Here is a 13,521-nt window from a genome sequence, read left to right as displayed (position 1 = left end):
ACCATTGAGTACATCGTCAGTAAGCAGCCGCGCATGCCAGCAATACGAAAGGGAAGTTATCGGATTGCCATCCTAGGCATCCTGCTGGGCGTCTTAATTCCCCAACTGGGCTGGGCGCAGGCGCGGCATGTGCTCAGCGGTTTGGTGCGCGGTACCGATGGCACGACCTTGCCGGGTGCCACCGTAGCCGTGCCCGCTCTGGGCGTGGGCACGGCCACCGACGAGCAAGGACGCTACCGCCTCGACCTGCCGGCGGGCCCCCAGGAGGTGACCGTGTCCTTTGTGGGCTACCTGCCGCAGACTTTTCGCGTGAACATGAGCCGCGCTCAGCAGCGCGACCTGGCGCTGGCGCCCAACACCCGGGAGCTAGGCGAGGTGGTGGTGCAAGGGCAGCAGACCTTGCAGGAAAAGCTTGAAACCACGCAGATGGGCGTCGAGCACCTGAGTATCCGCGAGGCCAAGCTGCTGCCGGCGCTTTTTGGTGAAGTCGACATTCTTAAAACCCTGCAGCTGAAGCCCGGTGTGCAAAGCGGGGGGGAGGGCAGCAGTGGCATTTTCGTGCGCGGCGGCTCGGCCGACCAGAACCTGGTGCTGCTCGACAACGCGCTGGTGTACAACCCCAACCACCTGTTTGGCCTGTTTTCGGTCTTCAACTCCGACGCCGTGCAGTCGGTGGACCTGTACAAGTCGGGCTTTCCGGCGCAGTTCGGTGGGCGCTTGTCGTCGGTAATAGACGTGAAGATGCGCGAGGGCAGCCGCGAGAAGTTTACCGTCAACGGCGGCATCGGCCTGATTGCCTCGCGCCTGAGCCTGGAAGGGCCCATTAACCGGGGTAACCAAAGGTCGGCGCCAGCCAAGGGCTCGTTTCTGGTAAGTGGCCGCCGCACCTACTTCGACGTGTTCACCCGCGCCCTCAACCAGGCTAACAAGAACAACGAGGACTGGCAGCCCATTCCCGACTACTACTTCCACGACCTGAACGCCAAGGCCAACTACTCGCTCGGCGAGAACGACCAGGTGTTTGCCACCGGGTACCTGGGCCGCGACGTGTTCGGCTTCAACTCGTTTGCCAACCTGCAGGCCAACTTTTCCTGGGGCAACACCTTGGGCACGCTGCGCTGGCAGCACACGTTTTCGCCCAAGCTCACGGCCAACACGCAGGTGGGCATGACCAGCTACCGCTACTCGCTGGGCAGCTCGGTCGATGTGCTCTCATTTGGCTTGACGTCCACCATTCGGGACCTTAATGCCCGCGTCGATTTCGACTACGCCCTGGACTCGACGCATCAGGTGCGCTTCGGAGGCAGCTTCACCCACCACACCTTCGGCGTGGGTCGCCTGCAGGTAGAAACAGGCGACAACTCGCTCAACATCGACGACAACATTTCCTACCCTGGGCTGGAGGCCGGCCTTTACGCCAGCGACAACTGGAAGGTGAGCGACAAGCTGCAGGCCGAGCTGGGGCTGCGCCTGAGCGGCTTTAGCAGCGGAGGGCGCACCTACGCCGGACTGGAACCGCGGGCCGCCGTACGCTACGCACTTAACCCCAACGTGTCGCTCAAGGCCAACTACGCGCTGATGTACCAGTACGCCCACTTGGTGAGCAATTCGGGCGCCTCGCTGCCCACCGATATCTGGTATCCCTCGCGCCTATCAGTGAAGCCTCAACGCTCCCAGCAGGTTAGCTCCGGGGCCAGCTTCCTGCTGTTCGGCGGCAAGTTTCTGCTCACCGACGAGGTATACTACAAGTGGGCCGCCAACCAGATAGACTTCCGCGACGGGGCCCAGATTTTCGCCAACCCCAACCTCGACCAGGAGTTTCTCTTCGGCAGGGGCTGGGGCTACGGCAACGAGCTGTACCTGGAAAAGCAGACCGGCAAAACCACCGGCTGGATTGGCTACACCCTGGCCTGGAGCTGGCGCAACTTCCAGCCCCAGCGGGGCACGAGCGGTATCAATGACGGGCGCGACTACGTACCCAGCTACGACCGGCGCCACAACCTGAACGTGGTACTGCTGCACCAGCTCAGCACCCGGGTAAGCCTGACTGCCAGCTTTGTGTACACCAGCGGCGCACCGACCACACTGCCGGCCGGCCGCTTTCCGCTGCAAAACGTGCAGGGCGGCGACCTGCTGGCCGTGCCCGTGTACCCCGACCGCAACACCTACCGCCTCATTCCCTACCACCGCCTCGACCTGGGCGTGGTCTGGAAGCTGCGGCCCGTGCGCTTCGGCACGGAGCGCGACCTGACGTTCAGCATCTACAACGCCTACGACCGGCGCAACGCCTACTTCGTCTACTTTGAAGTGACCCGCAACCTGGACACCGACGTAATCAACGGCTTCCGGGCCCGGCAGGTGTCGCTGTTTCCCGTTATTCCGTCGGTCACGTACAACTTCAAGTTCTAACACTACCGGTATGAGAACGAAGCCACTATTTGCCACGCTTAGCCTAACAAGCCTCTTGTTGCTGGCCGCTGGGTGCAACCTGGAAAAAGAGGTTGACGTGGTACTGCCCGCCTACACCCCCGAGCTGACGGTGGAGTGCTACCTAAAGCCGGAGGAAATACCGCGCCTGACCGTGGTGGAGTCGGGGGCGTACCTGCCTAGCGCGGCGTCGGCTACCGACCAGCTCACTATCACGCTGCCCTCGGCCACAACGCCCACCGTGGGAATCGGCATCAATGGCATCACGATTCAGGTCCCGGTAGATGTTACCGTCCGCCTCACGCTGCCCGGCGGCCAGGTGATGCCGCTGCGGTTTGCCCCGGGTATCGACCCCGTTACGCGCAAGGTATTCACCCACATCGGAACGGCGCCGCTGGCTATGCAGCCGGGCCAGCGTTTCGACCTGGACGTGCGCGACACCCGCAACCACCGCGTGACGGGCACCACCACCGTGCCCACCTTCATTCCGATTGACACCGTGCGCTACGAATTCAACGGGCTGAGCGGCTCCAACCGCAAGGCCAATATTCTTACCCGCTGGACGGATCCGACCGGAACGGCCGACTACTATTACCTGCTGCTCAACAAGTTTAGTGAGCCCAACGACGACTCGGGCGACTACCTGCTCAACGACCAGCAGTTCAACGGGCAAACCTACACGGCCCCGACCACCTACCGCTTCGAGCCGGGGGACACGATGACGGCCACACTCTACCACATGGAACAGGCTCATTACAACTTCCAGCAGAGCGTACTAGGGGCCGTTTCGGCCAACGGTAATCCTTTTGCCCAGCCTGCCCGCATCCGCAGCACCGTGCAGGGCGGCCTCGGCGTGTTTACGGTGCTCATGGCTGACCGCCGGACAGTGATACTACAATAAGCCAGCTCAGGTAGCCGACTGCAAATACGGTTACTGGCACCGGTTCTGTATTAGCGGCCCGAACTACTGGCCGATGTTGGGCATACTAACGGCTCGAACGATGCATGAATCTCACACGGTGGCCATTGCTTCACTTCCGCTTGCGTCTATAGTGTGGCTACAAACACGACTAGTGGTGACCAATAGAAAACAGCAACAGAACTCGATTTGTAACTGAGCCTGAGTTCTGCAACAGCTACGTCTGTTTCGCTGAATGCACTACCCCAAGGCTGGCAACTGTACAGAGGGGATATCTAATCAGCTCTACCTGATGTTTCGGGCAGTCTGAGCCCACTCTATATGATTGAGTGTTTTCAATTCGCAAAATGCAAATTGATTATCAGCTACGGGATGGTACAGAGGCATACGCCCGCAGGCAGTTATGTAGTGGGCACGCCATTGAGGTTGACTGCCATATTAGCCTTGAGAGGAGTGAGTAAAATCATAGTTCACGAAAACGGTGGAAGCCGCTTACTGGGCTATGCCTGCCGTTTTTCAGAAGTCACCAACAATAACAAAAAAAGCGTTCCAGCTTATGGCTGGAACGCTTTCAAAATTTGGCTAAGGCAAGTTGTAAGCCTAAGGCCGGGGCTTTGTAATTACACCCGATTCTGCGAAATCAGCGCAAAATCGGCGTAAGTCAGTTATTTAGGCTGAGAAAGACGAGCCACAGCCGCAAGTGCTCTTAGCCTGGGGGTTGTTGAAGACGAAGCCGCGGGCGTTCAGGCCGTCCTGGAAGTCGACTTCCATGCCCAGCACGTACATGGCGTGCTTCTTATCCATGATGAGCTTCAGGCCATCGAGGTCGTACACTTCGTCGTTGTCCTTGGCTTTGTCGAAGCCGAGCAGGTAGCTCATGCCCGAACAGCCACCGCCCTGCACGCCGATGCGCAGGCCGTACTCGGTCGGCACTTTCTTTTCCTCGATGATATTTCTTACCTCAACCAAAGCCCCCGGCGTGAGGGTGATGGGAGCAATCTTAGTTGAAACGGCGGTTGCCATAGTACGTTCGTTGTTAGAAGAGTAGGCGCAAAGATACGAAGCCCGGGGCATACACCATCGGCTCCGATGCGTATAGAACAGCAAGGCGGCCCATCCGGTTCACCGAATATTTGCCGACCTTGTGACCTCTAAAATAGAAGTTTTCCCCGCTGCATGGACACTACCGCGTACATTTTCGACCTGCTCAAGATTATTCTGCCTGCTCTCATCGTGGCCGGCTCGCTCTACTTCCTGATTCAAAGCTACCTGGAGAAAGACCAGCAGCGCCGCCTGATTGAGTTGCGCCTGGAAAACTCCAAGACCACGCTGCCGTTGCGTCTGCAAGCCTACGAGCGGGTAACACTGCTGCTGGAGCGCATCACGCCCAACAACCTGCTGGTGCGCCTGAGCAGCTCGGGCCAGACGGCCTCTGAGTACCACCGCGTGCTGATGACCGAAATCCGGGCCGAGTACGAGCACAACCTCAGTCAACAGCTCTACATGAGTCCCGAAGTATGGGAGCAGGTGAAGCAGGCCAAGGAAAATATCCTGACGATGATCAACAAGGCCTACCATGCCCTGGCTACGCCCCAGCAGGCCCGCGGCACCGAGCTGGCCAAGCGCATCCTCGAAACCCTCATTGCCGACGAGCTGGACCCCACCACCCAGGCGTTGTTGGCCGTAAAGCGTGAAGCAGTGGGGCTGTTTTAGGTTTAGTTGCTGGTTGGTAGTTGTCTGTTGTTAGGTCGTTTAAGCAATTGACCAGACAAAAAGCCCGCTCGATTCGTCGGGCGGGCTTTTTGTCTGGTTGAAAGAGTCGTGTAAACCTGACAACTGACAACTGACAACCAACAACTAAATCCTACACCACTGCCAACTGTGCGTCGATGGCGCGCTGGTAACAGGCTTCGTAGAGCGGGACAATATTCTCGACGGCAAACTCCTCGGCGCGGGCGCGGGCGGCTTCCTTAAAGCGCGGCAAATTCTCGTCTTCCAGCACGTACAGGGCGTTTTTGACCATGTCCTCTACGGCTCCGATTTCGCTGAGCATGCCCGTCACGTTGTGCACGTTCAGCTCGGGAATGCCGCCGGCGTTGGTACTGATAACCGGCACCTCGCAGGCCATGGCTTCGAGGGCGGCCAGGCCAAAGCTTTCCTTTTCGGACGGCATCAAAAACAGGTCGGCGATGCTGAGCACTTCCTCCACGGCTTCGAGCTTGCCCAGGAAGCGGATATCGTCGCAAAAGCCGATTTCGCGGCACAGCTTCTCAATGCGGGGTCGGTCGGGGCCGTCGCCCACGAGCAGCAGCTTGGCCGGAATCTGCCGCCGTACCCCGGCGAATATGTTCACCACGTCATCCACGCGCTTCACCGAGCGGAAGTTGGAGGTGTGGACCAGCAGCTTTTCGCCGTTGGGCGCAATAGCCGCCTTGAAGTGGCCCTTGTTCTGCTTTTTGAAGCGCTCCAGATTAATGAAGTTGGGAATCACCTCAATGTCCTTTTCGATGGCAAAGTACTCGTAGGTTTCGCGCCGCAAATCGGCCGATACGGCCGTGACGCCGTCCGACTGGTTGATGCTGAACGTGACGACCGGCTCGTAGCTGGCGTCTTTGCCCACCAGCGTAATATCGGTGCCGTGCAGGGTGGTAATAACGGGCACGGTGATGCCCTTGGTGCGCAGAATCTGCTTGGCCATGAAAGCCGCCGAGGCGTGCGGAATGGCGTAGTGCACGTGCAATACGTCGAGCTTCTCGTTCTGCACAATGTCTACCATTTTCGAAGCCAGGGCCAGCTCGTAGGGCGGAAACTGAAACAGCGGATACGGCGGAATGTAGACCTCGTGGTAAAACAGATTCTCGTTGAAGAAATCGAGTCGCACGGGCTGGCTGTAGGTAATGAAGTGGACGCGGTGACCCTTTAGAGCCAAGGCTTTACCAAGCTCGGTAGCCACCACGCCGGAGCCGCCAAAGGTGGGGTAACAAACGATGCCAATATTCATGGGGTGGGAGGCAGGAGCGCGAAGCTCCAGCTGCGCGCATCGTTAAGCAATACTGTGAGAGGAAACCGTGGGCCGCAAATCGGCCCCGATACGGCGAAGCTGGAGCTTCGCGCCAGAAACAAAATCGGCGGCAAGTCGCTCCAAAGAACGTCTCACCGCCGATTGCGGAGTCAAAGAAACAGAAATGTCAGGCAACAGCTCATGTCTTTTGTAAAGACTTGTAAATAACGTCGTGGATGCGCGTGCGGATGTTGTACTGGCGCAATTTGTTGTTGCCCCCGTCGGGGTACACCCGATTGGAAAGAAAGATATAGAGGATTTTGTTTTCGGGGTCCATCCACACGCAGGTGCCTGTGAAGCCGGTGTGACCGAAGGTGCTGGCTGGCGAGAGGTTGGAGGTGGGGCCTTCGGGCTTTTCGGGGTTGCCATGGTCCCAGCCCATGCCACGCTTGTTGCCCGCCACCTGGGGACGCGAGAACTCCGTCACCACTGGCGTCTGGAAGTAGCGCTGCCCGCCGTAGCGGCCGTTCTGCAAATCCATCTGCATGAGCACGGCCAGGTCGTTGGCGTTGGCAAAGAGGCCCGCGTGCCCGGCTACCCCGCCCAGCAAGGCCGCAGCCTGGTCGTGTACCGTGCCCTGGAGCTGGGTTTTACGGAAGTACGTGTCGTTTTCGGTGGGCGCAATGCAGGACTTAGGGAAACGCTCCAGTGGGTTGTAGGTCATGGACGCCAAGCCCAGTGGCTTGTAGAACGTCTTATCCAGGAACTCATCAATCGGCTGATTCAGCACCTTTTCGCTCAGACGCTTGAGCACCATAAAGCTCAGGTCGCTGTATTCAATCGGGTATTTGCCTTTCACTTTGGGTAGCATGCTGCTGCGCACAATCCAGGTCCAGACCGAGTCGTCGACGGCTTTGGTGCTGAACGTGCCGGGCGCTACCTCGTTGGGAAACTCCTCGGAGCGGGTGCTGGCGTAGAATGTTGGTTTCAGGCCGGTTTTGCCCACCGTCCGCTCCCAGGTCGGTATGCCGGGCTTAAGGCCGGCCTGGTGCAGGAGCACGTCGCGCACCGTCATATCCTTCTTGTTCGACGTCTTCAGCTCGGGCAGGTAGTCAGCTACTTTAGCGTCGAGGTTGAGCTTGCCCTGATCCTTGAGGTACATCACGGCCTGCAGCGTGCCGGCCACTTTGGTCACCGAAGCCAAATCGTAGAGCGTCGTATTCTCCACCGGCTGTGACTTGTCATACGTGCAGTAGCCGTAGCTTTTGTCAAATACCACGGCCCCATCTTTGGCTACCAATACCTGGCAACCAGGCGCCGCCGCATACGCCACCGATTCCAGGGCAATATTGTCGATCTGGCTTAGGATGCGCGAATCCAAGCCCTCGCTTTCGGGCGTGGCATAGCGCAGGCGCCGGAAATCGGGCGTAGGCAGGCCCACCCCGGCCTTGAGCGTGGCCGATACCGTGACAGGAAGGCGGCCCTTGGCGGGCAAGGCCCCAAACAGCACCTGGGGGACCACCAGCTGCGAGGGGTAGTTATCTTCGTAGCCGCACACCAGGTTGCGGACTTCTTCCACGTACTTCAGCGCGTAGGCATTGCCCATCACCACCACCACTGTTTTCAGCTTGGGGTTGGCCTGTATGTCTTTAATGAATTTCAGCGCGCCCTCACCAATGCCGTAGTTGTGGGCCGGCGTGTTGTTCATGCCATGCACACTCACCACCACCACGTTATAGGGCGCTAGGCGCGTCTGGATACGGGCAAAAGTAGAGTCGACGGCGTACCGGTTGGGCACCGAGTACACGGGGCCATTCTGGTACTTGTTCATGATAGTGCCGAAGGTGCTGCCCGGGCCGGTACCAATGGTAACAGAGGCAATGCGCAGCGTATCGAGGCGGTGGAAGGGCAGGATGTCATCCTCATTTTTTACCACCGTCACGGCGTGCTCATAAATCTGCTGCTGCACCGTGCGGCTCAGGGGCCGGTTCAGGTTGTCTACCAGATTGGGCACGTCTACGGGCTGGTAGCGGTTGAGGCCGGCCCAGTATTTGGCCCGCAGAATCTTGCGTACCCGATAGTCAATATCTTCCTGCGAAATGCTGCCGGCGGCCACGGCCTCCCGGATTTTCTGCAGCGCCATCGGCACATCTTCCGAGAATAGCAGCACGTCGTTGCCGGCTATCAGAGCCAGCGCGTCCAGCTCGCCGGGTTTGTAGAGGTTGGCCACGCTCTTCATGTTGAGCGCATCGGTGAAAACGAGGCCTTTGTAGCCCATCTTCTCCTTGAGCATGCCCGTCACCAGGTTTTTGGAGATGGTAGCCGATACCGACTGCACCGTATCGAACAGCGGCATATACAGGTGGCCCACCATCACGCCCATCACGCCCGACTGAAACGCCTGCTGAAACGGGTACAGATCCACGTTGGTCAGGCGGGCCAGGTCGGAGTTGATAACCGGCAGGGCCACGTGCGAATCAACGTCAGTGTCGCCATGGCCGGGAAAGTGCTTTACTACGGCCATAACGCCGTGGTCCTGCAAGCCCCGGATGTAAGCCACGCCGCGCTTGGCTACCTGCTCCTTGTTTTCGCCGAAGGAACGGTTGCCGATAACCGGGTTGTCGGGGTTGGAGTTGACGTCGATAACGGGCGAAAAGCTCACGTGTACGCCCAAGGTTTTGAGCTTGAGGGCAATTTCGCGGCCCATCTGGTACACGTATTGGTCGTCGTCCATGGCGCCCAGCGTCATTTGCTTGGCAAAATGCATCGAGGAGTCGAGGCGCATATCGAGGCCCCACTCGGCATCCATGGCAATGAGCAGCGGTACTTTGGCCTGAGCCTGGTAGCGGTTGGTGAGCGTAGCCTGCCGGCGGGGGCCGCCCTGCAGAAACATCAGCCCGCCCACGCCATACACTTTCACCAGCTCGTCGATGCGCTGGGCGTGCTTTTTATCCTTATTGGAATAGGCGGCCACCATGAACAGCTGGCCTAGGCGCTGGTCGGGAGTGAGGGTAGCAAACACGCTGTCGACCCAGGTTTGCTCGGCCGCCGAAATGGGCCGCACGTCCTTATCCCGGGGGGCAGACGACGAGATGATTAGACCCGTAACGGCCAGAATAAGCAGTAAGAGACTAATCCGAAATTCCTTGAGCATTGACTCCCGTGGTATCGTCGTAAAGTTGAATCTGAGCGGAAATAGCCCTACTTTTGTGTACTCCTGCAAGGAAAATCGTGCCAGGGATTCAGCCGCTTTACGTGGCTTTCAGCTCCCTGCTTTCTTCTCTTTTAACGCGCCAAAACGGAAGTCCGTATGGCGTGGCGCACACAAATGTTGGCCGCAAACTTACGGATAAATTCCCGAGGTCGGACGTTTTACGACCGGCGGGGCCCGTGATAAGCGTAGCTAACCAGTTCAGTATCACCTTCAGTTCCCGGTCGATGGCGGATGTAATTCAGTTGCTCCCCGAATACCTTGCCAACCAGATTGCGGCAGGGGAGGTGGTCCAGCGTCCGGCGTCGGTAGTGAAAGAGCTACTCGAAAATGCCGTTGACGCCAAGGCTACCCAGGTGCAGCTTATTGTGAAAGAGGCCGGCAAGCAGCTCGTGCAGGTCGTAGACAACGGTGCGGGCATGAGCCCCACCGATGCCCGCATGAGCCTGGAGCGGCACGCCACCAGCAAGATTCGCACCACCGAAGATTTATTTAAAATCCGGACCCTGGGCTTCCGCGGCGAGGCCCTGGCTTCTATTGCAGCCGTGGCCCAGGTCGAGCTGCGCACCAAGCAGCGCGACCAGGAAACCGGCACGCTGCTGCTCATCGAAGGCTCGCAGGTGATGAGCCAGCAGCCCGTAGCCTGCCCCGACGGTACCAGCATTGCCGTCAAGAACCTGTTCTATAACGTGCCGGCCCGGCGCAACTTTCTAAAGACCAACGCGGTGGAAATGCGCCACATTCTGGACGAGTTCCAGCACGTGGCGCTGTCGAACCCCCAGATTGCCTTTTCGCTCTACCAGAATGATCTGGAAGTGTTCAACCTGCCGGCCGGTCGGCTCAGCCAGCGCATCGTGGCCTTGCTGGGCAATGGCTACAAGGAGCAGTTGGCGGCCTGCGAGGAAGTAACGCCCTTTATTTCGGTAAAAGGCTACATCGGCAAGCCCGAGTCGGCCAAGAAAAGCCGGGGTGACCAGTTTTTCTTCGTCAACAACCGCTTCATTCGCTCGGCCTACCTCAACCACGCCGTGCTGGCCGCCTACGAAGGCCTCTTGCCCAAAGACACGCACCCGTTTTACGTGCTGTTTCTGGAGCTCGACCCCAAGGCCATCGACATCAACGTGCACCCCACGAAGACGGAAATCAAGTTCGAGGACGAGAAAACCGTGTATGCCATTGTGCGGGCCGCCGTGAAGCAGTCGTTAGGGATTCACAACATGGCCCCCTCGCTCGACTTTGAGGGTGACGTGAACTTTGCGCCCATTCAGCCCCTGCGGGCCTCGCCCCACGCCAACCCCTTCGGTGACGACTACCGGCCCGACGCGCTGGCTTCGGCCGCGGCGCGGGCGGCGGCTCCGGCCCCGCGGGAGGGCAGCAAGGGCGCGGGCAGTGAGCGGCAATTGCCCCAGCGCCCCACCGAGCAGGCCAAGCGCGAGCTGGAGGCTTTCTACAAGTCTCTGGGCCAAACCATCGTGCCCGATTTGCCGGCCGGCGACGCCGAAACAATTGAAAAGTTCGAGAAAGTCAGTTCGCCGCTAGTCGTCGAAAATCCGGTGCCGGCCAAGGAAGCTGCGCCCGAGCTGCCGTTGCGTGAGCAGGCCAGCGGGCCGGGCAACCGCGTGGTTCAGATCAACCAGCAGTATCTGGTGGTACCCGTAAAATCGGGCATGATGCTCATTGACCAGGCGGCGGCGCGGGAGCGGATTTTCTACGAGCAGTATGCCCAGGCCCTGGAGCGGCAGAGTGGCAGCTCCCAGACGCTGCTGTTTCCGCGCACGGTTACCTTTACGCCCCAGGATTTTGCCATTCTGCGCGAGGTGTCGGGCCCGCTGCACGATATCGGCTTCCGGTTCAACGAGTTTGGACCTAACACCATTGCCGTGGAAGGCATTCCGGCCGACGTGGCCAACCGCGACGAGCGGGAGTTGCTCGAAGGCCTCATCGAGCAGTTCCGGACCAATGCCGGCCCCGTGCGCCTCGACCGGCGCGAGCAACTGGTGCGGGCCCTGGCCCGGCGGCTGGCAACCAATAGCGACAATGCCCGGTTATCCGACGTGGAGATGACGGCGCTGGTCGACCGGCTCTTTGCCTGCGCGGTGCCGGGCTACACCCCCGACGGCCGCCGTACCCTGGTTCTGATGGAGCTTAGTCAGCTGCAGGACCTTTTCCGTAAAGCCTGATTTTCGCCCTGAATTTTCCTGCATGTTCAACCTCACCCCGACGGTCCGCGTCCTGCTATTCATCAATATTGGGATGTTTCTGCTGCAAACCCAGCTTCCGAACGAAACCAATATGCTGGCGTTGTTTCCCGTTGGCTCCACGTTCTTCAAGCCCTGGCAGTTCGTTACCTACATGTTTCTGCACGGGGGCTGGGGGCACATTCTGGCCAATATGTTCGGCCTGATTTCCTTCGGGCCGCTGCTGGAGCAGCGCTGGGGCGGCAATCGTTTTCTCACGTTTTGGATGATTTGCGGCATCGGGGCCGGGGTGCTCTACTCGGGCGTGCGGTACTACGAGCTGAACCGGATGCAGCAGGATATCGAGTTGTTCCGGCAGCAGCCTACAGCTATCAACCTCCAGGACTTTGTGGAGCACAGCCTACCCGACTACAAGAAAGCCTACGAGCCGGTAGTGCGGCAGCTGCACGCCACCCCCAACGACCCGCAGCTGGTGCAGGGCACCCTGGCGTCGATGGGGGATATGTACTCGACCAGTCTGAACTCGCCGATGCTGGGCGCTTCCGGGGCGCTGTTCGGGCTGTTATTTGCCTTCGCCTACCTGTTTCCGAACACCGAGCTGATGTTGCTCTTTTTCCCCTTTCCCATCAAGGCGAAATACTTTGTCGGTCTTTACGCGTTATATGAGCTCTACAACGGCGTGCACCGCACCCCGGGCGACAATGTGGCGCATTTCGCGCACCTGGGGGGATTGTTGATTGGGTTTATTGTGTTAAAATTCTGGGAGCGGGGCCGCTCCCGGTTCTACTAGCCTCCTGCCCACCATGAGTATTGTCAACGATATCCGCACTGCCTTTAGCCGGCGCGACAATGCCCTTAATCAGCTGCTGCTGATTAACGTGCTCGTGTTTGCCGTCCTGATCGTGCTGCGGGCCATTCTTTACATCGGTGGGGCCAGCACGGCCTACAATGTGGTGATGCGCCAGCTGGCCATGCCCTCCGATTTGCCCAGCCTGCTGCGCCACCCCTGGACCGTTCTTACCTATGCCTTTACCCACGAAGGCTTCCTGCACATCATCTTCAACCTGTTGAACCTCTACTGGTTTGGCATGCTGATTCGGGAGTACTTGGGCAACCGCAAGCTGGTGAGCCTCTATATTCTGGGTGCTCTGGTGGGGGCCGTGTTTTTCCTGCTGAGCTTCAATCTGCTGCCCGTTTTTCAGGCCCGGCTGGGCATTCCCATCGTGGGAGCTTCGGCGGCTGTTACGGCCATCATCGTGGCGGCCGCCACGCTGCTGCCCGACTACACATTCAGCCTGATTCTGATTGGACCGGTGAAGATTAAATACATTGCGGCCGTGGTGGTGCTGGTATCTATTGCGGGTATTAACGGTGGCAACCCCGGCGGCGAGTTGGCCCACATCGGTGGGGCTCTCCTGGGTTTTGTCTTCATCAAGCAGCTGCAGGCCGGCCGCGACTTAGGCCGCCCCGTGCAGGCCGTCGGCGACTTTGTGGCCAATATTGTATCGGGTCGGCCACGCATGAGCGTAACGCACCGCAGCCGTGCCGCCGAAGCGCCGGCCGCCAAGAAAGGCACGCTGGCCCGCCCCGAGCAGGAAGAAATCGATCTGATTCTGGACAAGATTTCCCGCTCCGGCTACGAAAGCCTGTCGAAAGACGAAAAGCAGAAGCTCTTCAAAGCCAGCCAGAAGTAGAGTCTGCGAAATTAAAAGAACGTCATTCCGAGCTTGCCGAGGAATCCCGCGTGCTGATGTTGAGTTGCTAG

The 13,521-nt window shown here is 59.1% G+C and carries 9 protein-coding genes; 6 read left to right on the top strand and 3 right to left on the bottom strand.

The annotated features are described in order from the left end of the window. The first annotated feature begins 33 nt into the window (after window positions 1–33). Window positions 34–2,409, top strand: a complete 2,376-nt coding sequence (locus LGH74_RS10775) for a TonB-dependent receptor (RefSeq protein ID WP_226175557.1) — start codon at window positions 34–36, stop codon at window positions 2,407–2,409. A 10-nt stretch (window positions 2,410–2,419) separates the two neighbouring features. Next, complete coding sequence (locus LGH74_RS10770) at window positions 2,420–3,328, top strand: DUF4249 family protein (protein WP_226175555.1); 909 nt, start codon at window positions 2,420–2,422, stop codon at window positions 3,326–3,328. A 687-nt stretch (window positions 3,329–4,015) separates the two neighbouring features. Here LGH74_RS10770 and LGH74_RS10765 read toward each other — a convergent pair. Beyond that, window positions 4,016–4,369: a HesB/IscA family protein gene (locus tag LGH74_RS10765; RefSeq protein ID WP_100334767.1), complete on the bottom strand. Its 354-nt coding sequence runs from the start codon at window positions 4,367–4,369 to the stop codon at window positions 4,016–4,018. A 153-nt stretch (window positions 4,370–4,522) separates the two neighbouring features. Here LGH74_RS10765 and LGH74_RS10760 point away from each other — a divergent pair, with 153 nt between their 5' ends. Beyond that, window positions 4,523–5,059: a DUF7935 family protein gene (locus tag LGH74_RS10760; RefSeq protein WP_226175554.1), complete on the top strand. Its 537-nt coding sequence runs from the start codon at window positions 4,523–4,525 to the stop codon at window positions 5,057–5,059. A gap of 151 nt (window positions 5,060–5,210) precedes the next feature. Here LGH74_RS10760 and bshA read toward each other — a convergent pair whose 3' ends face one another. Both bshA and LGH74_RS10750 read right to left on the bottom strand, forming a co-directional pair. Then, window positions 5,211–6,347, bottom strand: coding sequence for an N-acetyl-alpha-D-glucosaminyl L-malate synthase BshA (gene bshA, locus LGH74_RS10755; protein ID WP_226175553.1), 1,137 nt, complete (start codon window positions 6,345–6,347; stop codon window positions 5,211–5,213). Window positions 6,348–6,546: 199 nt separating this feature from the next. Continuing rightward, window positions 6,547–9,501 carry a serine hydrolase domain-containing protein gene (locus tag LGH74_RS10750; RefSeq protein WP_226175552.1) on the bottom strand — a complete coding sequence of 985 codons (2,955 nt, stop codon included), beginning with the start codon at window positions 9,499–9,501 and terminating at the stop codon, window positions 6,547–6,549. A gap of 284 nt (window positions 9,502–9,785) precedes the next feature. Here LGH74_RS10750 and mutL point away from each other — a divergent pair, with 284 nt between their 5' ends. From mutL to LGH74_RS10735, 3 genes are read left to right on the top strand one after another with little or no spacing between them, the layout of a single operon-like run. Then, window positions 9,786–11,738: a DNA mismatch repair endonuclease MutL gene (mutL, locus tag LGH74_RS10745; RefSeq protein ID WP_226175551.1), complete on the top strand. Its 1,953-nt coding sequence runs from the start codon at window positions 9,786–9,788 to the stop codon at window positions 11,736–11,738. 22 nt (window positions 11,739–11,760) lie between these two features. Further along, entirely contained in the window at window positions 11,761–12,546 is a 786-nt protein-coding gene (locus LGH74_RS10740; protein ID WP_226175548.1) for a rhomboid family intramembrane serine protease, read from the top strand. A gap of 13 nt (window positions 12,547–12,559) precedes the next feature. Continuing rightward, on the top strand, window positions 12,560–13,450 hold the full coding sequence (locus LGH74_RS10735; RefSeq protein ID WP_226175547.1) for a rhomboid family intramembrane serine protease: 891 nt from the start codon (window positions 12,560–12,562) through the stop codon (window positions 13,448–13,450). Window positions 13,451–13,521 lie beyond the last annotated feature (71 nt).

The sequence above is a fragment of the Hymenobacter lucidus genome (assembly GCF_020447265.1).
Taxonomy (GTDB): domain Bacteria; phylum Bacteroidota; class Bacteroidia; order Cytophagales; family Hymenobacteraceae; genus Hymenobacter; species Hymenobacter lucidus.
The sequence above is the reverse complement of the archived record's forward strand: the minus strand, read 5'-3'. Positions and strand labels throughout refer to the sequence as shown.